The sequence below is a fragment of the Solitalea agri genome, assembly GCF_023914155.1.
GTDB lineage: Bacteria > Bacteroidota > Bacteroidia > Sphingobacteriales > Sphingobacteriaceae > Solitalea > Solitalea agri.
The window spans coordinates 219,125-245,326 of record NZ_JAMWYS010000053.1 but is presented as its reverse complement, the minus strand read 5'-3'; the positions used below and the strand labels follow the sequence as shown (position 1 = coordinate 245,326).

The following is a 26,202-nucleotide window of genomic DNA, read 5'->3' as shown; positions in this document are numbered from 1 at the left end:
ATTTTTAAAACTCTATTTGATAAGCGACTGATAGATAGCATCCTGAATATCAGAACGCACATTCATCTTTAATAACTTATTGTTTTCTCCATCAGGACAAACCCTGTTCGAAAGGAAAATATAAACCAGATCATACTTAGGATCTACCCATACACAAGTGCCGGTAAAACCTGTATGGCCAAAAGTTTCTGCTGATGCATACTTACACGGATATGGACTTTGGCGTGTTGCATTATCCTTTTCAGGTTTATCAAAGCCTAAACCTCTTCTGCTAATGGTACTATTATAAGCAGTGAAATAACTAATGGTGGATTGCTTTAATAAACGGAGACCGTTCAGCTCTCCACCATTTAGTAATAGTTGGTATAATTGTGATAAATCGTATGCGTTACTAAAAAGGCCTGCATGTCCGGCAACTCCACCAAACATCGCTGCTCCCGGATCATGAACATCGCCCCTGATTTGTTGCAACCTAAAGGTTTTCTCTTTTTCGGTTGGAGCGATCATTTCCACCGACATATGTTCTAAAGGCTTGAAGGTGGTGCTGGCCATGTGCAATGGCTCATAAAAGGTTTCATGAGCATAGACATCAAGGGTTTTACCAGTGATTTGCTCAACTATTTTCCCTAAGAAAATAAAATCGTTATCACTGTAAATGTATTTACCCTGCTCTCCCAATTTGCTTTTCAGAATTTTACTGTACATGGTATCGATATAATTTTTATCCATGTACATATGATCAGCAACTTTTACACTGTGATGTTCATCTGAAGCTGAAGCATAAAAACCAGATTTTGGTTTACCCGAAGCGTCAAGTGTTTCTTTATAAAAAGGAATAAAAGCTACAAGACCGGCTTGGTGTAGTAAAATATTTCTAACGGTGAGGATCTCTTTGTCGGTACCTCTTACCCAAGGCAAGTAGGTACCGATTTTTTCATCGAGATTCAATTTTCCCTCTTCGTATAATTTCATTATTGAAACAGTAGTGGCCGAAATTTTTGTAACCGAAGCCAAATCATAAACTGTTTCGGGAATAACCTTTTGTGTACTATCGTAATTAGTGTAACCATAAGCCTTTAAGAAACCTACTTTTCCTTTACGAGCCACCAATACCACACAACCCGGAGTAGCTCCATTTTTAATTGCATTATTAGCGATTGAATCGATCTTTAAAAGTTTCTTCGAATCTAAAGCAGCTGAATCAGCACTGATAACCTTACTATTTTTCACTCCTGTTATCCCGCTTCCATATTGATATTGAGCAGAAATAGAAACCGGCAATTTTCCTTTTGACAAGATTTTTCCGGTAAGAAAATCAATAGCTGCCTGTTGCATTAAATTATCGTCATCATACGCTGCAACAAGATTGGCAGCATTTTCAAACAATTTGATTGCATATGGATTTCCAAAGGCAATGGTCACCGATTTGGGGTCCTGATCAAGCTTATTGATCAACGAGATGGCAGCATCACTAATTCCGAAGTTATTAGCAGGATATTTTTTGTATTTGTGTACCCCGATCACAATTGCATCGTAACCAGATTGTACTTTTTGAAGAATTGTTTCCACATCAGCTTTTCCTGCTTTGTAATCAAAATAGAAACAATCAGCCTGGTATTCGTTTTTAAGTTGGGTGGCAAAAATATTAGCCTCAGTTATGCCAATACCCACAAAAGCAACCTTTTTCCCTTTAGCTAAAGGAATAGCAGATGTTTCCGTTTGCTTAAGTAAGGTAATTGCATTCTCATACACTTCCTTTTTCAAAGGATTTACATTGACATTTAAATCGGCTTTTAAAGAAGTGGTATCTATTTGTGTGAAGGTATTTAAACCAAGGTTATACTTCGCCAATAATACCCTGCGTACTTTTTCATTTACGGCATCCTTAGAAAGGTTTTTTCTGCGGATTTCTTTACGGATCAGTTTAATACCGTTTTTGATGTCGCCAGGTAAACAAAGCATATCATTGCCCGCCAATAATGATTGAACAGCTGCTTTTCCTTGCGGATAAAACTTAGCCACACCTTTCATTTCTAGCGCATCTGTAAAAGTAAGTCCGTTAAAACCCAGCTTATTTCTAAGTAGTTCAGTTACGTTTTTTGGAGATAAGGAAGTTGGCTGATTGGGCGTATTGTCAATTGCAGGAATTGATAAATGCGCCACCATCATACTACCTACTCCTGCACTGATCATTTGCTTAAATGGATATAATTCCAATGAATCTAACTGCTCAAATGACTTATTGATAACCGGAAGATCCAAATGAGAATCAACCGCCACATCACCATGACCAGGAAAATGTTTAGCACAAGCCATTACACCCTGATCTTGCATACCCTTCATTAGCTCTACCCCGTTAAGCGCAACCTTGTACTTGTCTTCGCCAAATGAACGGAAATTGATCACCGGGTTAAGCGGGTTATTATTGATATCAACAACCGGAGCGTAGTTTACCTGAATCCCTGCTCTTTTACATTGCTCACCAATCGCTTTTCCAATTTTATAGCTAATGGCCGCATCTTGCGTTGCACCAACAGTTAACATATCTGGGAAAGGCATCACATCTGAAAAACGCATACCCAAACCTGTTTCCCCATCAACACATACTAGTAAAGGTACTTTTGAAAGAACCTGAAGTCTGTTTAAAAATCCGGCCTGCTGCAGCGAGGTTCCCTGAAACAAGCACACCGAACCAATTTTATATTTCTTTATGTATTTTGAGATTTCTTCTTCATAGAAAACCACTTCGCTGCCTTTACGTTCTGAGGCACGTAAAACCAATAACTGAGCGATTTTTTGCTTTTTATTAAGGGTTTTCATCACACTGTCGGCCCAATGATCAGCTGCAGGGGAAGGCTGTAAGAACTGCTGCGCTTGAGCAGCAGTTGCAAAAAGCCCGACCAACATGCTTTGGCCCAACCAACTTAATATCAATTTCTTATACATACCAAAAATATTAATTGCGGTATTCAAGGCAAACAATTTTACCGTCCATTGTACTCACTATCACTTTGTTATTATCAATTGGTAAAACTGTGTTAACCAATGAGTTTGATACTTTATATTGCCAAATTACCTCTCCTGAGTTTCTGTCGATAGTACTTACCAAACCCGAATGAGATGGCACATAAACCTTATTGTTTCGTTCAACAATTGCCGAAGGTGCTAATTCATAAGGCAATTGAAGTTTCGATTTCCATATAACTTGCATAGAATCAGCTTTTGTTGAAATGCCCACCAACTGACCTTCCATTGTTTTAGCGTATACCATCGAACTATCAGCCGACAAGCCCATCGATTCGCGAACGCGGATATCTTTCATTTGCTTTCTCCAGATAACTGCACCTGAGTTAGCATCAAAAGCAGTCATATAGCGATCGGGAGCAACTATAAACACGCGGTTTGCTGTTGCCGCAGGATAGCAGGCTGCAGGTGAAAACATTCTGTTTGTAGTGCCATTATTCCATTTCCAAACCAGTTTCCCTGTTTCAATATCCAAGGCATAAAAGTCGTTAGCCCAGCATCCGAAATAAATTTTATTATTATAGATAAGCGGTTTAGTTACCACAAAACCTTTCACCTGGTCGAAATCCCAAACCAATTTGCCTGTTTTTAAATTCAAGGCTCTAAAGTGTCCATCCGAGGCTCCAATAAATACGTTATCTCCTTTTATTACCGGAGAACCTAATACCGCTTTATCAGCCTGAAAATCCCAAACAATTTTACCAGTTAGCGTATTCAAGCAATAGATATGATGATTAGATGAACCAACCACAGCATAAGTTCCCTGCACTGCTGGCGTTGAATAGATCTTACCTTTAGTGCCTGTTTTCCAAACCACTTTACCACTCTTTTTATTTAAGGCATAGATCAAACCTTGCGTATTAACATTCAGTAGCAAGTCATCGATTAATGCACTTCCGGCTCCTACATCACTGTTATCCTGGTATTCCCATGTCTTTTTCAGCTTAGCATACTGTTTATTAACGGCATAAGACGGACGAGTAAAGTGTGTGGTATCTGTTTCGTAATGATGATTGAACAATGAAACTTCCGCCCATTTCTTAATTGCTGTCGTCAAAGGTGTTTTCACCTCGAAAACGGCTCTATTATTCTGAATAGTGACAATATTATATCCACCAATTGAATCTTTAGCTCTTAAATTAGAACGGCCCATAATTGCCGGAATATTCTCATAAGTATACTCTTTGTTTGCATGACCATGGCCATGCAGTATTACCTGCACATTTCTCTTTTTTAATAGATCGAGTGCTTCGTACCAGTTATTTTGATCATTATTTTGTGGATAATGGTTCAAATAAACTACCGGCATATTACGATCTGGCATTGCTTTCAATGTTGAATCAAGCCATACAATATTTTCTCTAGGAATTTGCCCAGGCCCCATTCGCATATTTGGACCAGAACTGGTGGCAACAAAGAAATAGTTGCCATAGGTAAAGGAGAACGTTTCATTGCCAAAAACAGTTCTGAAGGTATTTGCACCGCTCTCAGACCAATTGGCATCGTGATTACCAGGAATCACATAATATTTTTTATTTAAACTGTCGAGTATTTGCTTGGCCAGTTTAAGTTCTTGATCGGCGCCAAATTCAGTTATATCACCGGTAAGCACTACGAAAGCTAAGGAAGGATCATTATTGATATCCTGAACCGTTCTTCTCAAATCATCAGCTCCGGTTGAATTACCAACATGCGTATCGGTAACAAAGGCAAACTTGATAACATTTTGAGCTTTACCCGCAAAAGTAGTAAGCAATAAGAGGAATAAAACTGTAAATCGAATTTTCATTTTTGAGAATCTATGATCTTTACAAATCCGCACACAACCGCAAATCTTTATTAAACCGTATGCAATATCTTAAAATAATTGCAAAACACCTAATACAAAATCAAAATATTTGCACTTTTTAATTTAAAAAACGCACAAAAACGCACATTGTTTTTTTTACTTGACCTAACGAAAGGGTAAGCAAAAGGGGCCCTTCTGGCCCCTTATTTCCATTTGCATATGAAACATTTGTTACAATGTTATTTCTATTGAACAGTAACCTTAAAGGTTGACGTGTTTTTTAGGGTATTTTTATTAACAACTTCCGCTTCTAATAGAATAACTGTTTTTGGTGCCAAACCGGCAGGTACAGTATATTCAATAATCAACGAATCAGTTTTCGTAATAGCTGAATAAGCGGGTGAATAAGCCGTAGTAAAGACTTGTTTCTTAGCTGCAGTACCAATAGAGTCTTTTAAATTAATTTTATCTATCGGATCTTCAGACCAGTATCTTAAATCAAGTTTTATTTTGCTACCAGCAGCCGCGGTAGCACTTGGAGCGCTAAATTTTGCAATGTTGGCATACTTTCCTATCACGGTTACATTATCCTGCAACCATTGATCAGCATCTTTTTCACAAGAAACAAGTGCAATTGAGGAAACAGCAATTAAGAAAAGATATAGTCTATTTAAGTTCTTTTTCATCACTTTAATCTTTATGAATTATTGAAACAACCAAATTTTCTCAGCCTGGTTACCCACTTTAGGCACATTCACATTTCTTCCAGGCTCATTATCAGGATATTTAGCTCTTTGAACCCAGCTAGTTCCTAACTGATTTAACCCTGGTTGAGTTAAACCAACGTAAACAGTTGGGTCATACTGATGTCTTCTCATGTCTGTCCATGTCTCCATTTGCAAGAATAAAGCAATGTACTTTTGAAGCATGATATCAGAAATTGTCAAATTAGCTGCTCCTTTTGAAATTAACGAGTTGTTCACATAAGCATCAATCGATGCATTATCAACTCCAAATTTTAACATGCTGCTTTTGATGCCTTCTAAAAATGCAGCATATGATGCAGCTTTATCAGTAGAAAACAATGATTCGGCTTTGATAAACTGAACTTCAGCATATGAAATAAGAGGAGTAACAGTAAACTGTTTACCGTAAAAAGTTTTATCGGTAAGATCAGTATTAGCCGCAGCTGCACCAGCATCAGTACCTAAAACACCCACCGGACGACCAACATAAGTGGCAGCACCACCGTTATCAACTAATTTTGAGATACGAGGATCAACCAAACCAGGATAAACACCTGTTGCAGACCCATTCATTAAATCAACAAAATATTTAGAAGGACGAGCAGAACGGCTGGCCGCAGCTGTTTTAAAAATATAGCTGTACCATGACCAGGTAATTACTCGATCGGCAGGATACTTTAATTCTAAGTCAGCAGCTCCGGTTCTATCATTAAATGCATTTTGAGCATCTGCAGCAGCTTTAGCATAATTAGCAGGATCCTTTTTACCTAAATGCAAATAGTATCTTGATCTAACAGCGTAAGCAGCCATTTTCCATTTTGCAATAGTTCCACCATAAATCAAATCGCTCGCCCCTACCTTTAAAGTTGCCGAAGCTGGAGGTGCCTGATCTAAATCAGCAATAGCCTCATCCAAAAGATTTTTAAGATGTACACCATAAATATCCTGTTGCTTGTCATACTTTGGCATTAACACCGCGCTTCCTTTAAATGCTTCGCTATAAGGAAGATCTCCCCATAAATCAGTGCATTGCATTAAATTAAGTGCCATTAAAACCTTGGCCACACCAGCATACTGTGGAGCTCCCTGAGCTTCAGCTCTATCAATAAGCTCTTTTAAATTAGGCATAGCTCTTAGGTAAGAGGTTTCCCAAATATTATCAAAACCATAAGGAGTATACGAGTCGATATTTTTTTCCTGACCCGAATGTCCAGCTAAGTATTGAGGATAATAATTACCATACTGTCCAACATTCCAGTATGAGTTTGCGGTGTATTGAATTGCAGTTGGCAGCAATCCTGAAATTGTTACTTGATTACTGGTTAGTCTGGCCGGATCATCATTGATATCTAAAAGATTCCCACATGAAGCCGTAACCATGCCCAAACCAAGTGCCACCAATGAATGTTTGATATATTTTGATTTCATATAAGTCTTAACTAGAAATTAACATTAAAGGCAACATAAACATTTCTGGTAGAAGGCACACCTGTACCAACATAACCTACCGCGTTAGAACCTGCACCATAAGTACTTGACTCAGGATCAAACCCAACAAACGGAGTAGTTACCCATAAATTATTTGCTGTAACCGATACAGAAGCAGATTTAACAAAGGTCTTGTTCAACCAAGTTGTAGGTAAATTATAACCTAAAGAAACATTTTGCAATCTGATCCATGAGGCATCCTGGAAACCATTGTTTTCAGACGATAAACGGTAGCGGAATGCTGCATTATAAAAGTTCTGATCAATCATTACCTGTTTAGTATTCTGCTCATAAACTGGATTTTCAGTTGTTCCTTTATTCACAACCCCTTTAAACACAACCATGGTATTTCTCATCTCTGTTTCAGCACCAATACCTGTTGTATAGCGTTGCCATTTAACAATATCATTCACAAAACCACCTTTACGGAAGTTAAACAAGAATGAGAACGATAAGCCCTTGTATGACAATGAGCTACCTAAACCACCAGTCCAATCAGGGTAAGCATTACCAATTAAGGTGTTTTGATCTAAGTTTGAAGGAACAATTGGATACCCATCAGCACCAATTAATAACTGGCCATTTTGAGCACGAGTTAACGGCCAACCATACCAATCACCAGGACGACCACCTGTTTTAATAATTTGCTTATTCCAAGGTGTTGCTGGGTTAAAGATAATTTCATTCACTCCCGGAGGCATTGAAATTACACGACCTTTAGTTTGTGCCCAGTTAGCGTTCAAATCCCATTTGAAATCACTTTTATTCAATAACGTTGCATTTAAAACGAATTCAAGGGTTTTATTTCTAATTTGACCCGCATTGGTTACATACACATCATAACCTGATGAGTAACTAACCGGAACTGGCACGATTTGGTCAATACTATTTGCAATTGCGTAGTTGGCGTCTAAAGTAATTCGATCATTTAAGAATCTAAACTCACCACCAAACTCAATACCTTTAGTTCTTTCTGGTTTTAGGTTTTCGAAACCTAAAGATGTATTTCTGTAAATACCGCTTACACCACTATATGCTTGTAAGGTTGAATAATATACACCAATTTGGTAAGGGTCAGCATCTTTACCCACCTCAGCGTACGATGCTCTGAATTTACCGAAGCTTAAGATTGAATTATTTTTCAAGAAAGGAAGCTCAGTAAATACATAAGCTACACTTGCAGAAGGATAGAAGAATGATCTGTTCTGCTTAGGCAAAGTAGATGACCAGTCATTTCTTCCTGTTAAGCTAAGGAACAACTGATTCTTGTAGTCAACTTTCACGTCTCCAAAAACACCAATCATATTTTTTTCGCTTGGATAATTTGAAGACTGATAAACTACATAGTTGTTAATACTTTCTAAACCTGGAACAATTGCCTGGCTACCACTTGTTGATAAGCTTGATCTTTTGATATTAGTATAAGACTGACCAATCAAAAAGTTTGCATTCCAGTTTTCGCTTAATCTTTGGTTGGCTTTAGCAATAAAATTAGAGTTAACCTCTGAATATCCTATACGCTGTTCGCCCATTGAACCAAGAGAGCTAATTAACAAACCTGTTTCATTATAGTTTCGACGGAAATCCGAATAGTTATCCAAACCAATTTTATAATTCAACGATAACCATTTTAACGGAGAATAGTCAACTCCCAGATTTCCAATAACCCGGTTTACATTATCATTTAAGAATGCGTTTTCAGAAAAATAAAACGGGTTATTAATTGCAGCATTATAAACTTTTTCAGTTCCATCTGCATTTAGATAATCACTTGGATCAACAGTATTGGTATGCTTCATTAAGTAGAAAATAGCTCCTGAGCTTACCCCCACTCTTGGATTAGTACCTCCCGAACGAATATAATTCGCAGATGCGTCAAACTTAACCTGATCAGAAGCACGTAAAGTTCCTGCTAAACGAATGGATGTTTTGCCATAATCAGAGTTTTGAGCAACACCTGTTTGTGAAGAATTCGAAATCGAGGTAAAATAAGTCGCTTTTTCTGACCCTCCGCTCATTGTGAACGAATTTTGTAATTGATGACCAGTTTGGAAATACATATCATACGGATTGTATGTTGGAGCGCCATTTACAAGCGGGCCCCATGTATTTACACTTGGTGTATACATGCCATTATTACCATTACCATACCGAGTTTGAATTGGAGGAGTTTTGGTCACATCATCAAAGCTGTATGATACTTTATAATTCATACTTGCCTTACCTGCTTTACCTGATTTTGTAGTAACTACAACTGCACCGTTTGCAGCACGTAAACCATATAATACAGATGCTGAAGGGCCTTTAAGAATGGTCATGCTTTCAATATCATCAGGGTTGATATCCGAAAAACGGTTAGTGTTCTGAAAGCTATCTCCTGAAGATCCACCGAAGTTATCCGTTTCGTTTGAAACCGGAACACCATCAATGATAAACAAAGGCTGGTTGTTTGCGCTTGGATTTAATGAGTTTACACCACGAATCTGGATGCGCGATCCTGCTCCTGCTGCACCGCCTGAACTTGTAATCTGAACACCTGCAGCTTTAGCTTTTAAAGCGTTAAGAGCATTGGTTTGATTTCCATCGTTCAGATCAGAACCTTTAATCTCTTGCACAGCATATGCCAGTGATCGTTTGTTTTGTTTCTGACCTAAAGCTGTTACCACTACTTCACCCAATGCTTTTGCATCAGATTGTAATGTAACATTGATTTTAGATGAGCTGCCAACAGTAACGCTAGCCTCTTTTGTTCCTACAAAATTAAAAACAAGTGTTTGACCTTGTTCAACACTAATTTTGTAAAAACCATTAACGTCAGTTTGAGTCCCTTTAGCGGTTCCTTTGATGAGCACTGAAACTCCCGGAATTGGCTGATTATCCTCTGCTGAAATAACAGTCCCTGTTACTTCCTTTTGCTGTGCAAAAACCTGCAGCGACATAAAGACCAATCCCACGAGTAAGAAATTGAGTAGTCTTTGTTTCATAATAAACTGTTTGAATTGATAAGTAATTTTTGGTTCAACATTTAACTTCATAATTATTGGCACCATTCTCCCCGACCTTATCAGAGGAAAAATTATATATCCCCCGACAATTCAAACATAAAATATTATTTCACAAAAACGCACAAACACGCATGTAACATACTCGTTACGATTAAAAATAATGCATTTTAAGCAGTTTTATGCAGTTTTAATACAGAAACATTATTTAAATACTGCCTAATATTGCAATAACGCAACAAAACGAATACAAAACAGCATATTAAAATTCAATCGCAAGCCAATCATAGTCTTTAAAAAAAATTAATATCAACAGTTTTATACAGCGGGTATAATCAAAAGAAAAGGACGATCACTATTAGTCAGATTGTCCCTCTTAAATGAAAAAAAGTTTCTTTTTACTTAGGTTTTTATTCGTTCAAGTTCAGCTAAACATCGCTTAACATCATCCTCGCTATTAATAATACTTGGCGTTAAACGGGCATAACTGATCCGATAGGGCGATGACGTGGCAATTATATTCTTCTGGTGCAAACGCTTCACCACTTCATCTGGCTTTAGTCCATCAACCTCAAAGCAATTAATTCCGCATGAAAGTTGCGCGGAAACAGGGGTATGCAGCTTAATATGCTTAATTTCCTTTAACCCTTCTTTAAGCATTGTATTTAATTGATGGGTTCGCTCTTCTACTTTTGCCTTGCCAATTGTATTATGAAAATCAAAAGCCTTATCCAAAGCCCATCGGTTTTCAAATGAATGGAAACCTCCTACATTAAACACATCACCGAAAGTCAGTTCCTCTTTAGGCATTAAACCCAACCATTCTAGATAAGCCTTATCAAACGACGGAATTGTTGGCACCAACATGTCCCATGCATCTTTTTTAGCAAACAGCAGCCCTGTTCCTCTTGGACCGAAAATCCATTTATGGCAACTGGCAGCAAAAAAGTCGCAGCCTAAATCCTTCATACTTACATTCTCTACACCAAAACCATGCACGCCGTCAACGCAGAAGTAAATCCTGTTTGAAGCTGAGCGTTGTTCGTTTGCTTTTTTAACAACGTCGGCAAGTTTACGGATCGGCAATTTCATTCCCGTGCATGAATGCACCCAGGTAACAGCAACAACACGAGTTGCAGGTTGAATTGATTTTGCTAAAATAGTTGCCATATCATCGGCATTTGCAGTTGCCGGATTTTCGTACAGGGTAATTTTTCGTACTGAAGCTTTATTCTTCATCACACCATATTCTATCGACTTTTCCGTAGAAAAATGATCGTGAACAGTGGTCAGTATTTCGTCACCTTCCTTAAGCTTCAAACCACTGTATAATGTACCCAAACCCATTGTAGTGCTTCCCATTAATGCCACCTCTCCTATTTCTGCACCAATATAGTTGGCTGCAGCTTGCCTCATTTTCTCTTCGAATTGGATCCAGTTATTTTCCCAGTAATCAACCGGGTTTTCATTCAGCATTTTCCGATGCTGATCAATAGCTTCTCGAACTTCGGTTGGATTAGTCGCCAATAACATTTGAGACATATGCACTTTACCCGGTTCTAATAAAAACTGTTTTCGGATATCGGCCCAGGTACTGAAACCAGGTCTATTGATTTTAATTGTATCAAAGGCAAAGACAGGATTAATAGCACTTGCTCCAAGAGCCAGTCCTGTGAGTTGTAAAAAACTTCGTCGTTGCATGATAAATGTAGATTGATTGGTTGAACAGAAAAAAATAAGTATTTGAAATTTAGGCAATTAAACGCAAACATTAGCACTTATTCTATTAAAATCAGAGACCAGAGAGTACTCAATAATCATTATTCAATCTACTTCCACGTCATCACACAGAGCGTAGTCGAAGCGTTTTTAGTACAAAGCCTTCGACTACGCTCAGACGCACGATTGCCAGTGGGAAAACAATTGATCTTTATATACTGATAAAATCCGTACAGACATTACATGAAAAGAATGCCTACATTAATATACCCTATCTTAATTAGCCGCGATCCTTTTTGAAATACACTTGCATTTCATTGAATCTTTCCCAAGGCAATGCCTCATTCCAATTTTTAGGTGATTCAATCAGATTCTTTTTTGCATCCCACTTCCAGTAATAACGATTACCACCGGTAACCCCTCCAAGTGTGGTTTCATCTCTGTTTAAAGATATTTCCCTGATTGTATTATTTGAATCGAACAGAACATCTAGACTGTTTTGCAAATCAATATAAAATTCAGGAACTCTTTCCACCCAGTTAAATCCTTGCTCTACTATTTGTCCTTTAGTGTCAAATTTCACCATACCTGACTTATATCTTTTTGACTCAACTTGTCCTGTTTCAAACCAAGTATAGCTAGTATCCACACCTAAAATAGACTGTGGTTTTCCACTTTTGAAATATTTTCTTTTATAAATCGTTTCAGTTTGCCAACCTTCTGCATAATCAGATTGCAACCCATTCTTTAATGTTTGATAACCCTTTAGCAAGAATTCGGTTTCAACCACCTTATTATCAAACTTTTTTAAAAGCTTTGTGTAGAGAGTATCATCGACTTTAAATTCAATAAATTGATACTTTAACTCCTTATCTTCAAACCAGGCCTCAGACGTATCATTTCTATCGTAAAAAGATAGATTTCCATTAGGATGATACCCTTTTGACCAGATCGTTTTTGGTTCAAAATACATTGATTGTTCTGGATATAGACTCACTTCCTTTTCATGACCATTTTTGTAAAATGTTACCCATAAACCTTCTTTAAAGCCGTATTTATTAATGCTATTAATTTTTTTTCCGTTATAATACTGAAATGATGGTTTTACCGTATCATAGAAATCATCTGAAAGCACAATCTTCTTATCGTTAAAGTACAAGCTATATTTCTTTTCTTTCAACCCAAAAACTTCATATCTGATTGTAAAGCAACAATTACAGGTGCAATAGTCGCCAGTATATTCCTCATAAGGGAGAAACACTAATTTATTATTATAAAAACGAATAGCTGGTTTAAAGGTAGCACAGCAGTTGTCGGAAAAGTTAACAGTAAAAATGGTAGTTGTATCGGTATATTCAATATTCGTTACTCTGGTTTTTAAACGGTAAGGATCAAATGTATTATCACAGGCCTCACTAGACCATTTGCTCAATCTTACTTCATTTGTAAGTTTTTGGGACATACAACAATAACTTGAGACGAAGACTGATAGAATAATTAAAATAAATCTCAAATTATATGATAGTGGTAAATGCATTAAGTATTTTTTCATTATTGATAGTGTCGTATCTGTTTATAATTACTGCTAAAAATTCATGCGATTGTCTATGCCCCATATATCTCCCAAATACCTTTTCAGAATCTTCAGGTAAAGATATTCATGGTTTTTAAATTTCCTAGTTATTGATTTTAGTTTCCATAATTCACATAAACTATAAATTCTATAGACTTTATAGTTTATGTGAAATATTTTCTTATGTTTGTTAGTACAGTAACTAACGCAAAACATATTCAAACTCACCATGAGAAAGAAAAACATTTACTTAACAACATTGAGCCTATTGCTAGCCTGGCAATCGCAGGCTCAAACAAATCCGGAATTTAAGGGAAAGATCGGCAAAACCGTATCTGAATCAACCGAAAGCTGGCCACAAGCCCCCAAAGCACCTAATGGGGCTCCAAATGTTATTTGGATCTTACTCGATGATGTTGGTTATGGCGCCAGCTCGTCTTTTGGCGGATTGGTTAATACACCAACAATTGACAGTCTTGCTAATAACGGATTAAGATTCACTAACTTCCACACAACTGCCATCTGCGCCCCTACCCGAGCCTCGCTGTTAACCGGCCGCAACCAGCATGCGGTACACATGGGAGGATTTGCCCACCAGATACTTTCTGCCGGTTTCCCGGGATGGGATGGTCGAATCCCCTCGACTGCGGGAACGATTGCAGAGGTGCTAAAAGATAATGGCTATAACACTTTTGCAGTTGGTAAATATGGTTTAACACCTGATGAAGAAAACAATAGTGCCGGCCCGTTTGACCATTGGCCAACTGAAAAAGGTTTTGAGCATTTTTATGGTTTCCTAGGATCGCAAACCGACCAGTACAAACCCGACTTAGCAGAAGATAACGCTAAAATCACTCCAGATGGAAGACATTTAAGCGAACTCATAACCGATAAAGCTTTGTTTTATCTTCAACGGCAACAAGCTGCAGCTCCCGACAAGCCGTTCTTCTTGTATTACGCACCAGGAGCTACACACGCCCCTCACCAAGTGTCAAAAGAATGGAGCGATTTATACAAAGGCAAATTTGATGAAGGTTGGGATGTTTACAGAGAACGAGTATTTGCCAATCAGAAAAAATTGGGTGTAATTCCGCAAAATGCCATATTACCCGAACGCAATCCTAATATTAAGGCTTGGAACACGCTTTCGGCCGAGGAAAAGAAACTTTATACCCGTTTCATGGAGGTTTACGCAGGTTATTTCACTTATACTGATCATGAGATCAAACGTTTAGTAGATTACCTTAAAGCTTCGAAACAATTAGATAACACGGTAATTGTTTTAATTTTAGGTGATAACGGTGCCAGTAAAGAGGGCACTCTTAATGGAGATATTGACCGTCAGTTGTTTGCCAAGCCATATACAGAAGCTGAAAACATCCAATATAACCTCGCTAAAATTGATGATATAGGTTTACCTGCTGGAACAGAGGCCAATTATCCACTTGGATGGGCACAGGCTGCGAACACACCATTCAAGTATTGGAAACAAGATGCGCACAGCGAAGGCGGTACACATAATCCTTTAATTGTGTTTTATCCAAATGGAATCAAAGAAAAAGGAGGAATTCGCAATCAATATTCACATGTAAGCGATATTTTGCCGACCACACTTGATATTACCGGCATTAAAGCACCTTCTGAAATCAAAGGAATCAAACAAGATCCAATTACCGGCTCATCACTGTATGAATCATTTGACAATGCTAAAGCAATTTCGAAGCATACTACACAATACTACTACATTTTTGGTTCTATAGGTATGTATAAAGATGGCTGGAAAGCAGCTTATGCCTTTAAACCATCTATTACCAACGGTTTATTGAATGACTTTAGCGTGGCTGATAAAACCAATAATACCTGGCAGCTTTATAACCTGAACGAGGACTTTAACGAACGTATTGATCTGGCTAAAAAGTATCCTCAAAAATTGGAAGAGCTTAAAGCTTTGTTTGATCAGCAAGCAGTACAATACAACATCTACCCATTAGTAAACTGGGATGATGTAACAAAAAGAATAATTAAAGCTTACAGTCAATCGCAACAGCAAACTGAAACTGCGCCTAAAAAATAACGCTTCGGTTTCACTCAGCGTGACATTTTGAAAAACCATCGCATAACGCATCCTCTACGCTCAGCATAACAAACAATGATTCATAGGGCCTCTGAATATTCAGGGGCCCTTTTTATTTTATCAACCATCTTATTAATGAATGTTTTTATTTGATATTAAAGATTCGTCCATAAATTTAGAGCACCAACTAAATCTTATATGAAAAAACTACCCTTACTCATTGTATGTCTTTTTACTTTTTGCTCATTCGCTCAAACAAAGCCTAAAACTAAAAATGTAATTCTTATTACGTTGGATGGCTATCGCTGGCAGGAATTGTTCAGAGGAGCTGATTCATCGCTGATCAATAACAAAGAGTTCACCCAGGATGCCAAAGGTATAACCAAGGAGTTTTGGGCCGAAACTGCGCAAGAACGTCGTCAAATGCTGATGCCTTTTATATGGGGTACGATCGCTAAACAAGGCCAGATTTATGGAAACCGTGACTTGAACAACAAGGTGGATGTAACCAATCCATATTGGTTCTCTTATCCGGGGTATAGCGAGCTACTTTGCGGTTATGCCGACACTGCTGTAAATTCCAACAACAAAAAGAATAATCCTAATGTAACCGTTCTTGAGTTTTTAAATAACAAGCCTGAATTTAAAGGAAAAGTAGCGGCTTTTGGCTCATGGGAGGTTTTCCCCTATATCATTAACAGAGATCGCTCAAAAATTCCTGTTAATGCAGGTTATGAAAAAGTTGAAGGCAGTAATTTGAGTGCAAGCACCGAGCTGTTAAATGTAATGCAAACGCAGGTTCCCGATCCTTTTGGTGCTGAACGTTTGGATGTTTTCACGCATTACCTGGCTAAAGAATACATGATTCAACATCATCCGCGCGTGTTATTTATTGGGCATGGCGAAACGGATGAATGGGCGCATGAAGGGCATTATGATTTCTACCTCCGTTCGGCAAATTACATTGATCAGTATCTGGCTGACCTATGGAATTTTATTCAGCATGACTCATTTTATAAAGATCAAACCACCTTGATTATTACAGCCGACCACGGACGTGGCGAGGCAAAGGATGGAAATTGGCGTCATCATAGTAAAAAGATCGAAGGAGCCAACCAGATTTGGCTTGCTGCGATTGGCCCTGATGTTTTATCGACAGGTGAAATAAAATCGGATGGTCAGTTGTTCCAAAACCAGGTGGCCGCAACCTTGGCACATTTGCTTGGCATTGAGTTTAAGAGCACCCAGTCAACCGGAAATCCAATCACTTCTTTAACAAAATAAGAACTTATAAAATAAATCCCTTTTTCATTTTCTTTTCATCTTCATTATTGATGTTTACAGAAAATTTATTAACCAATAATTAATAGAGTTTTTTATTAATAATTTTCCTAAACTAAATCAAAACAATGAAGCCAGTAGTACTATTATTTTCAGCCCTTTTATTAATTACCAGCTGTAAGAAAGATGATTCAGCAAAAAAAGTTAGATTTTTAGTAACCGGCACTTCAGTTACCGATGTTAAATTTAATTTCAAAAGCACTGTTCAGGCTTTCAAAGTACCTTTTACCGGTACTAAAGATACTACTGTAATGGTAAGTGAAAGTTCTCCCTTAAGTCTGAATGCAAAATCAACAGGAGGTAGATTAACAGGTCAGATTTACGTAGATGGTGTTTTAGTATCAGAAAAAATTGACAATGATACTGATGGAGATGGAAAAACAGAAGTTAAAGCCGACTATGAACTAAAGTAGCTGTAATTTAGCTTTTCAATAAGGAAGCCCCTGAAGAATGACGAATCATTTTTCAGGGGCTTTTGTTTGAATATGATTGACCAATCAAAAAGCTTTCCAGACACGACGCTTCATTTAATACTTTCAACAACATCTGCCGAACTCATTACAACAATGAGAAAAGACTTACGAAAACAAGAGAATTTAGAGTCAAAAAATCCCAAATAATTACTTTAAAGTCATTTTTTTAACTCCGCTATTTGAAATTCAACCTTCAGTTAGGATATTCAATTTGGTTGGCTGATAAATGATAATTATCAGCATTCAACTTATAAACCGATTTATACAATTAAACAGACTCAACTACGATTAAACCATGAAAAAACCATTATTCACAGGGGCACTGTTGGCGTTAGCTTTTGGTGCTTATGCACAAACCGATGAATATCCAGGCAATTCGCTTCAAAAGTTAAACGACAAGACCAACCAACAGATCACGGAGCTTAACAAAAGGCCGAATTCAATACTCTCACAAAATATAGCCCCCCATACAAACGATACACCTCCGGTTTCTATATTTCAGTCGTATTCCAAGTTCGATTTTATTACAGGAGAACAATTGATCGCTTATGAAGATTTTAGCCAGACAGAAATTGGCAGCTTTCCTAAAACATGGAACACCAATGGACTGGGTGAAATTACAACACTCAATAACCTACCTGGCAAATGGCTTTCTATGGGTCAGAATGCTACTTATCGCCCCGAGTTTATTGTGAATGACCTACCCGAAAATTTCACATTTGAATTTGATTTGGCCCTAAATGCCGGCAAAAACACAGGCGGGTTTTATGTACAATTAGGTAATGCCGCTAAAACAACAGACACTGAACCAACCAACTATGGAGCCGAGTTTAGAATGGTGGGTGGTGGAGAAGGCTTTATATCCATCGAAAATTGGTGTTATGCCGACGACTGCAAAAAATTGCTCAGTGTTTCCAATTCATCTGAAACTCATTTTAACTCGCAAGGAGAGAAAATAAGGGTTTCCATATGGAGACAAAAAGAGCGACTGCGAATTTATATAAATGAAACAAAGGTTATTGATGAGTTTAAATTGCTGGATGCAAAATCACTTATCAATTGCATTAATTTCAAGGTATCGGCAAATGCCAACAGCAAATTCGCTTATGTTTCTAATATAAAACTATCTGCAGGAACACCTGATGTGCACAAAAAACTAATATTAGGTGAAAAATTTACAACCTCCGGAGTTTTATTTGATGCAGATACAGATCTTATCAGACCTGAATCATATTCGACCTTGAAAGAAATTGCTCAACAACTGAAAGAAAACCCTTCTGTGAAAGTTAAAATTATAGGCCCGGCCAATGTTAACAACACTGATGCAGATTTATCTAAAAGAAAGGCCGAAGCTATAAGAAACAGCCTTATAACTGAATTTAAGATTAGTGAAAGCCGGTTGCAAACTGAAGGCAGAGGGCCGATAACATCCAATGACACCGTTACCTTAACAGGAGACAATCTTCAAATTGAATTCCTCAAATTGCCGAAATAGTTTAGGGTTGTTTTTTTTAAATTATAAGTAAGTCGCAGTATATAAACTGCGGCTTTTTTTATTAAAACTTGATAGACAGCCTTGATTTTAGGAGTTGAAAGAAGTTTAATAACTTGCTTATATCACCTTTAAAAAGCAAAAGGAAACTATCTTACGACAGTTTCCTTTTCTATTAACGCTATGATTCTATTTCATTTTCAATTACTGATGTAACAGAAAAAACAACCTGAATTAATGTTGTAATATGTTAAGCATTGCTACGCCCACGGCATGTGCTGATTGCGGGTTTTGGCCGGTTATTACCCTCTGATCTACGGTTACATGTTCCTGCCAAAGTCCCGACTTTTCAAATTTTGCTCCACGCTCTATTAGTTTAGTTTCTAATAAGAAAGGCACTACATTTTCCAACTTCACGGCATTTTCTTCTTCATTGGTAAAGGCATTGATTTTCTTGCCATCTACTAAATATTTGCCGTTGCTCAATTTAATATTTAATAAACCTGATGGCCCATGACAAACGGCGCTTACCAATCCATTCGACTCGTATATTTTACGAGCAATTTCAGCAATCTCTGTGTTTTCAGGCAAATCCCACATAGTACCATGTCCACCTGCATAAAAGATTGCTTCGTATTTCGTGGTGTCCACTTCAGAGGGTTTCATTGTATTTTCGATCTTATTTCGATAAGCCGTGTTCTCCCAAAATTTCTTATTGGTAGGGTCTTCCAAATTAAATCCATCAACAGGCGCCTTACCTCCTTTAGGACTAACAAAATCTATTTCATATCCGGCGGAAACCAACACATCCCAAGGATGCGAAACTTCTGAAAGGTAAAAACCTGTCGATTCTCCTGTATTTCCTTTTTTGTCGTGGCTCGTTACCACAAAAAGTATTTTTTTCATTGCTTTTGTCTTTGTGTTTTGACCATAGCTAAAGGTTACCATTGAAACAGCAACCAGTAGCACCATTATTGATTTATTTTTCATTATAGATCAACTATTAAAAGTTCTTGCGCAATAGTAGCAGTAAGATGTTGTAGATAAGTTTGCTTAAACTGATCCAAGCGTTCAGCATTCATATTTTTTTCTACATCATGAAAATGGATACTCTTCAAAGGCGTTAATGCCAAAAAAGCGTTCATCCGATGAAAGCCAAACAAAACGCCCTCATCCACCGATTTTTGTCCAAAGAACTCCCCTTCTAAAGTAAACGCTGTTGCTGGTGCGTTCCAGGAGGTGGTAACCATATATTGCTTGCCATGTAGTGAACCCCCTGTTCCATAATTTATTTCGGGGTTATCCATTTTACGGCCATCACTGTAATACAAACCTTTTCTATGCCCTGCAGTCAACACTTCATCCAGGTATTTTTTCAAACCTGATGGCAATGAAAACCACCATACCGGAAAATGATAAACGATGATATCTGCCCATACGAAATTATCAACCTCTTGTTGGGCATCATATGGCTGATTGATATCGGTAATTCTTAGCTCAAAACCATTTTCGGGCGTAAAATACTCTTCATCCCAAGTTGTTATTTGCTTGTTTAAAAAACCACCTGAATGTGCAAACACCTGTCCGCCGTTGATTACAAATATTTTCTTCATAAATCCATTTATTACTAAGACAAAGGTACCCCAGCCGGCATAAGTCGTAAAGGAAGTAGGTCACAGATTTTATGTGATGTAGGTCACACTAATAGGTAAATCGGCTCAGGGTTTCTCTTGAAACGCCCAAATAGGAAGCAATAATTGTTTTGGGCACTCTTTGGATTAGATCCGGGTAACAGGCCAGCAATTGTTCGTAGCGTTCTTGCGCTGAGGTGGTGAGTAATGACAATATTCGTCGTTGCAGCGCAATATATCCACTGTTTGATTTTCGCCTGAAAAAGTGCTCGATCTTATGCATCTCGGCGCAGATCTTTTCCCGGTTGGTGAGCGAGAGAGCCAGCACTTCGGTCTCTTCAATACAGTCTAATGAGAGAATCGCGTTAGATTGATTAAAATATGCCTGATAGTCGGTAGTCCACCAATCTTCCCAGGCAAACTGAAGAATATATTCTTTACCATCTTCGGGGTTGGTGTAGGAAGCTTTCAAAAGGCCACTTAATACAAAATAATCATACTGAACAGGAGCTCCTTCCTGAACCAAAAACTGGTGCTTTTTCAACTTTTTAGGCACAAAATGCGAAAGAATATACTCAAACTCAATGTCTGTTAGCGGTGTGATCTTTTCAATATGCTGTCTTAGTTTTTCACTCATTGTATTGTTTGCTTCCGCCTTATAATAATATTTCGTTCCATTCTTTAATGGTCACTTTATGAACTATCCCTTCTGCTATGAACGGATCTTGCTTGATAAATTCTTCTGCACTTGCTTTATCAACAAATACCCCCATTGCACCTTCGGCCGGATTAGCAAAAGGACCAATAGCAATAACCAATTTGTCATTTGCAAACACGTCGATTAAGGCTTTATGCCGCGGAAAAACCTCCATAACCTTTTCCATGCCCACATTACCTAATTCATAAATTACAACTGCTTTCATTTTAGTATAGTTTTAAATAGAAGACTATTCTTGCCACAGTTAGAACTGCTTTTTCTTCGAAACCGCACGAATTACTGCAGCAATCCACCGAATATCCAGACTTTGAGTTAGATTACCAATACAAAGTATTAAAAGGAGGTATTTGTTTCCCCTCGGATAACAAATAAGTTTTTTAAAGTGGGAAGTCTAACTAAATGCAAAAAGGGAAACCGCCTTAAGACAGTCTCCCTTTATACAACCGATATTTCCAATTTACTTCTATTATAAGCTCTTATGGATTTATTCCTTTTTCAGTTACATCGGCAACCGAAAAAGTAACCGTATTTGTTTTTAGGCCATCTGAAGTGGTGGTTAACTTAACAGTTCCCACACTTTTACCCGTTTGAATGATCACCTGGCATTTGCCATTGAATAATTTGCGCTGCCAGTTTCCACTTAAAAAAGTATCAGGTTCGTGGCTACTCGGGTCGCCATTACCCACACCAATGAGTTTGGCATCTCCATCCAGTTTAAACTGAACTTGATTATTTGCTATGGCAACTTCTCTTCCCTTACTATCCACGGCTGAAACATTCACTACTACAGCATCCTGTCCGTTGGCTAGTAAAACCGTTTTTGATGGGGTAAGTACCAATGCTGTTGGAGTGCCGGTAGTTTCTCTAATAGCTTCAATCTTTCTGCCCTCTGCGGTATAACCCACGGCTTTTAGAGTACCCGGTTTATAAGTAACCATCCACTCTAAATGTTTATTGGCCGGCATTTCTTTTTTGCCCAGCGATTTGCCGTTTAAGAACAGTTCTACCTGTTTGGCGTTGCTGTTTACCCACACTTTAATTAACTGGTTCTCTTTTCCGGTCCAGTTCCAATGCGGAGAAATATGGATCACATCTTTATCACGCCACCACGATTGATAGTAGTAATAAATATTTTTAGGGAAGCCGCATGCGTCCATTACACCAAAGTGAGAGCTGATATTTGGCCAGATATAAGGAGTTGGTTCTCCACGATAATCAAAGCCTGTCCAGATAAAACCGCCCAGCCAAAAATCGTTTTCTGCAGCCAAAGGCCACCATTCTTCGGCCCGACTAGCCCACCAAGGAGCCGTTAAATCCTGATCAGGAACGTAAGCGTTAATAGTATCTTTCTCGTAAATACCTCTGGTGGTTACCGTACTACCCATTTCAGTTCCCAGAAGCGGTTGATCAGGGTGAGCCTTATGATAATCTGCTACCGCAAATTGACGGTAGTTAAACCCCCTTACCGGTATCACTTCATTAATTCCGGTAAATACATTGGCCAAATCAGCAGCATAGGTACTGGTACGGGTTGGGTCTAGTTCTTTTTGGCGGGCAAGTAATGTTTGAGCGATCCGTTTACCAAAACTATTGGTTTGCGCATACCCTTCTTCATTTCCTATCGACCACAAAAATACACTTGGATGATTTCTGTCTTTTTTGATCAAACGATCGAACTGATCCATGTATTCAGGACTGCTATTCAATAAACGTTGCTCATCCAACACTAGCATTCCTAAGCTATCGCAAGCATCAAGCAACTCGGGTGTAGGAGCATGATGACTGGCCCTATAAGCATTGGAGCCCATCTCTTTTAATAAACCAATACGATAATACTGCATGTAATCAGGTAAAGCAGAGCCAATGCCTGCATGATCCTGATGGTTATTGGTTCCTTTGATTTTAATGTGCTTCCCATTTAGAAAAACACCATTTGCTTTAATCTCAACGGTTCTTATCCCAAACAGAATGGTTTGTTTATCAATAATTTCGTCTCCTGATTTTATTACCGGAACTACCCTATACAAATAAGGTTGTTCAATCGACCATAATTTAGGCGATGAAACCACCACAACCTGTTTAACGGTGCGGCTTTCACCGGCTTGCAGCACCACGTGACTTTCAGAGGTTTGACCGATGGTATTGCCGTTTCTATCCAAAATATTCGCCAAAACGGCAAACTCTTTTTCAGAAAAACCCTCATTCTTTACCGTGCTTTCTACATAAACGTTGGCTTGCGTGCCTTCCACTTTGCTATGTACAAAAACGCCATCTTCGGCAAAATGTACATTGTTATACTTCAGCAGCCATGTGTTGCGATAAATACCCGCGCCCTCGTAAAACCATCCTTCATATTGAGTTGCATCAACACGAACCACCATTACGTTTTCGTGATGGAAGTCGATGTAATCAGTAATATCCCTCGTAAATCCAACGTAACCACTTTCATTGGTTCCTAGATAATACCCGTTTATCCAAACTTTGGCATCTCTGAAAATACCGTCGAATTGCACTGCGAAACGTTTACCAGAATCAGCTGCATTAACACTAAAATGCTTACGATACCAACCAATGCTGGTCTCCGGAAATAATCCCCCAACAGGTTTATATCCATGATCCTTCACATCGATATTATCCGTATTGACAAAAGGCAATTCAACAGCCCAATCATGGGGTAACTGCAAGGAACGCCAGTTTGCATCATCAAACTTATTTTCTATGGCCGTACGCTCGGCCTTGCCACTTTTGGCAAATAGGTTGGCAATACCATAATTGAAATCCTTAGTTGGGTCGTTAGCGTTTCCAAAATGGAATTTCCAGCCCTCATTGAAATTTATTTTCTCGCGTACTCCCTGGGCAAAACCTTGCGAACCGGCAGCAAAAAGTAACACTGAGAATAAAAAAGGGCATAAAAATGACTTTATCATAATTTTTATATGATGCATTAATCAATGAGTTTAAAAAAGTCGATCTAATAGTTATTTAACCAGAAATGCATCCATGGCAACGGTTGGCTTACCGCTTGTATCAAAAGCGCCCAGTTTATATCCTTTCCAGCTGTTATAACATTCAGGCTCCCAGTAGAGTACCCCAAGACCCTTTCCATTACTAACAGAATTGGTTTTCAGAATAATATCATCTAAAAAAGCTTTACAAGTCGCCGGATCAGTGGCTTCCATTCCTACTTCACACACCATTACCTCTTTACCATAGCGAGCCACCATGTCGTTCATATTGATAAGACATTGGCTGTTTAAAGTGGACCAGTTGGTGGCGGTTGGATATAAAGACATACCTATTACATCCCATTGCGCACCATTATTTTTCAGTCCATCAAATATCCATCTGAACAGGCTATTATCGTAACCGTTGGAAATGTGCACAACTACTTTTGAAGAACTACTTACTGCTTTTACGGCAGTATAACCCGATTGGATCAAATCGGCAAAGTTTTTCATGTTTTTTGACGCACGGCCTTCTTCCCACAACATACCATCATTAGTTTCGTTACCTACTTGTACCCATTGCGGGGTGATCCCTTTATTCTTAAGTGCAGTCATAACCGCCACCGTATGACCATAAACCGATGTTTTTAACGCTGCAATATCCTGGCTGGCCCAAGCTGCCGGTTTAGTTTGTTTCCCTGGGTCGGCCCACCAATCACTGTAATGAAAATCGAGCAAAATGCCGAAACCCATGTTCTTTGCCCTGATCGCTTTAGCCACCAAATCATCGGTATTGCACCAGCCATCGGTTGGATTAACCCACACCCGCAAACGAATAGTATTCATGCCTTTGTCTTTCAGAACCTGAAACAAATCTTGTTGCGTGCCTGCATTGTTATAAAACTTAAGCCCTGCAGCTTCCATTTCAGTCACCCAACTCACATCAGCTCCCTTTACAAAATTGGAATGCAGTTTCGGGTCTTCCTTTTTAGGTGTATCCGGATCACTTTTACTGCATGCTGTTGAACAAATCAACAGCATGCAGCTTAATACTTTCAGCACTTTCATCTACTATTAGTTTTTGGTTAAGGAGAATCTATAATTTCCAGGGTTACTCAAATCTAAAACAACTGTATAATTTCCGGCAACAGGTACTTGAATATTTTCGCCATTTACCTTTAAAAATCCATTAGCAGGTTTATTATCCCCGTAATTAAGATCCCATTTATGGTTGGCTCTAAATTTCATCGGACCAGCATTGAAATTGGCAGTCACCTTCCACACTTTTTCTGTAGCGTCATAGGTCATTTCCGTATCAGCTTCCCAGCCCGCCACAGCATCGCCAACAATTCCAAATGTTACTTTTTCAGCACTCCATGTATTGGCATTAAAGTCGGCTTTCATCAGGTAATAACCTGCTGATGGTACAAATAAATTACCACCTGTGGTATTGAAAGTTCCTCCGGCATACGAATCGGTATTGGTGCTACTTGCCCAGCCATACCAAACATCGCCAATATTATACTTAAATGTTAATGCCGATGGATCAGGGAAGTTAACATATCCCTCGTAAATTTTATTGTCGTAAACAGAGGCTACCTTATCCGTTTTCACATTCCAACCGTTTTGGGCGCCTGGCACATTTACCGATGGATAAACAATGATAATTGGATACGGAGTCAATGTTAGCTCCGTCACATTTGAATACACAGGCGCAATAGTTGAAGCCACCGTCGATTTTACCCTTACCTCAAGAACTGCAGCCACACCAGGAGTTAAGCCCATCAAATTAAGAGAATTATTCAGATCGGCCACCTTAAACGAATGTTTCAACACACCCGGATCAATACTGTATTCTTTTGGCGAAGCAAAGTTATTTCCCTTTTTATCCATTTGCACAACATACTTAACAGCAGCTTTAAAGCCATAATCAGCGTTACTCCAGGTTATGCTCAATGCTTCGTTATCTGCGTTTTCTACAGCAAGTACAACCGTATTAGCCGAAGAACTGATTGTTGAAGCAGTTCCGGAAGTTGTTTGAGTGATTGTTTCATCTTTTTCGCAGGCGCTTACCACCATCATCATGGATACAATAAACGTCAACGTTATTTTTGATAATGCTTTCATTTTCAAAATTTTAAGTTGAAAACTTATAAAACCTCCTCCTATTACTTATATCAGCAACCT

General features: G+C 38.4%; 18 protein-coding genes. 4 read left to right on the top strand and 14 right to left on the bottom strand.

Features of this window, described 5'->3' with window-relative positions; genetic code table 11:
* Positions 1-12 precede the first annotated feature (12 nt).
* The 7 genes from NF867_RS15540 to NF867_RS15510 form a co-directional block, all read right to left on the bottom strand.
* Positions 13-2,946, bottom strand: a complete 2,934-nt coding sequence (locus NF867_RS15540; protein ID WP_252589301.1) for a serine hydrolase domain-containing protein — start codon at positions 2,944-2,946, stop codon at positions 13-15.
* 10 nt (positions 2,947-2,956) lie between these two features.
* A complete protein-coding gene (locus NF867_RS15535; protein WP_252589300.1) occupies positions 2,957-4,813 on the bottom strand; it encodes an outer membrane protein assembly factor BamB family protein in 1,857 nt (618 codons plus the stop codon).
* A gap of 245 nt (positions 4,814-5,058) precedes the next feature.
* Complete coding sequence (locus NF867_RS15530) at positions 5,059-5,499, bottom strand: hypothetical protein (RefSeq protein WP_252589299.1); 441 nt, start codon at positions 5,497-5,499, stop codon at positions 5,059-5,061.
* Positions 5,500-5,517: 18 nt separating this feature from the next.
* Complete coding sequence (locus NF867_RS15525; protein WP_252589298.1) at positions 5,518-6,987, bottom strand: SusD/RagB family nutrient-binding outer membrane lipoprotein; 1,470 nt, start codon at positions 6,985-6,987, stop codon at positions 5,518-5,520.
* Between the two features lie 11 nt (positions 6,988-6,998).
* Positions 6,999-10,031 carry a SusC/RagA family TonB-linked outer membrane protein gene (locus tag NF867_RS15520; protein WP_252589297.1) on the bottom strand — a complete coding sequence of 1,011 codons (3,033 nt, stop codon included), beginning with the start codon at positions 10,029-10,031 and terminating at the stop codon, positions 6,999-7,001.
* Between the two features lie 420 nt (positions 10,032-10,451).
* On the bottom strand, positions 10,452-11,750 hold the full coding sequence (locus tag NF867_RS15515; RefSeq protein ID WP_252589296.1) for an aminotransferase class V-fold PLP-dependent enzyme: 1,299 nt from the start codon (positions 11,748-11,750) through the stop codon (positions 10,452-10,454).
* Between the two features lie 298 nt (positions 11,751-12,048).
* A complete protein-coding gene (locus NF867_RS15510; protein ID WP_252589295.1) occupies positions 12,049-13,320 on the bottom strand; it encodes a hypothetical protein in 1,272 nt (423 codons plus the stop codon).
* A 250-nt stretch (positions 13,321-13,570) separates the two neighbouring features.
* Between NF867_RS15510 and NF867_RS15505 the strand changes: the two genes are divergently transcribed.
* The 4 genes from NF867_RS15505 (at position 13,571) to NF867_RS15490 (ending at position 18,724) form a co-directional block, all read left to right on the top strand.
* On the top strand, positions 13,571-15,415 hold the full coding sequence (locus tag NF867_RS15505) for an arylsulfatase (RefSeq protein ID WP_252589294.1): 1,845 nt from the start codon (positions 13,571-13,573) through the stop codon (positions 15,413-15,415).
* Positions 15,416-15,613: 198 nt separating this feature from the next.
* The gene (locus NF867_RS15500) at positions 15,614-16,699 is read left to right on the top strand and encodes an alkaline phosphatase family protein (RefSeq protein ID WP_252589293.1); all 1,086 of its coding nucleotides are present in this window, start codon (positions 15,614-15,616) and stop codon (positions 16,697-16,699) included.
* Between the two features lie 125 nt (positions 16,700-16,824).
* On the top strand, positions 16,825-17,169 hold the full coding sequence (locus tag NF867_RS15495) for a hypothetical protein (protein WP_252589292.1): 345 nt from the start codon (positions 16,825-16,827) through the stop codon (positions 17,167-17,169).
* Between the two features lie 355 nt (positions 17,170-17,524).
* A complete protein-coding gene (locus tag NF867_RS15490; RefSeq protein WP_252589291.1) occupies positions 17,525-18,724 on the top strand; it encodes an OmpA family protein in 1,200 nt (399 codons plus the stop codon).
* A 231-nt stretch (positions 18,725-18,955) separates the two neighbouring features.
* On the opposite strand, the gene NF867_RS15485 is transcribed toward NF867_RS15490, so the two are convergent.
* From NF867_RS15485 to NF867_RS15455, 7 genes are all read right to left on the bottom strand, one after another.
* Complete coding sequence (locus NF867_RS15485) at positions 18,956-19,711, bottom strand: type 1 glutamine amidotransferase domain-containing protein (RefSeq protein WP_252589290.1); 756 nt, start codon at positions 19,709-19,711, stop codon at positions 18,956-18,958.
* Positions 19,711-20,334 (bottom strand): NAD(P)H-dependent oxidoreductase, encoded by a 624-nt coding sequence (locus NF867_RS15480; protein ID WP_252589289.1) that lies wholly within the window; start codon positions 20,332-20,334, stop codon positions 19,711-19,713. Before NF867_RS15480 ends, NF867_RS15485 begins: the two co-directional genes overlap by 1 nt.
* Before the next feature lie 88 nt (positions 20,335-20,422).
* Entirely contained in the window at positions 20,423-20,989 is a 567-nt protein-coding gene (locus tag NF867_RS15475) for a Crp/Fnr family transcriptional regulator (protein ID WP_252589288.1), read from the bottom strand.
* 19 nt (positions 20,990-21,008) lie between these two features.
* Positions 21,009-21,275 (bottom strand): YciI family protein, encoded by a 267-nt coding sequence (locus NF867_RS15470; protein WP_252589287.1) that lies wholly within the window; start codon positions 21,273-21,275, stop codon positions 21,009-21,011.
* Between the two features lie 271 nt (positions 21,276-21,546).
* Positions 21,547-23,997: a beta-galactosidase GalA gene (gene galA, locus NF867_RS15465; RefSeq protein ID WP_252589286.1), complete on the bottom strand. Its 2,451-nt coding sequence runs from the start codon at positions 23,995-23,997 to the stop codon at positions 21,547-21,549.
* A gap of 51 nt (positions 23,998-24,048) precedes the next feature.
* Positions 24,049-25,083, bottom strand: coding sequence for a glycoside hydrolase family 53 protein (locus NF867_RS15460; protein ID WP_252589285.1), 1,035 nt, complete (start codon positions 25,081-25,083; stop codon positions 24,049-24,051).
* A 6-nt stretch (positions 25,084-25,089) separates the two neighbouring features.
* Entirely contained in the window at positions 25,090-26,142 is a 1,053-nt protein-coding gene (locus NF867_RS15455) for a SusE domain-containing protein (protein ID WP_252589284.1), read from the bottom strand.
* Between the last annotated feature and the right edge of the window lie 60 nt (positions 26,143-26,202).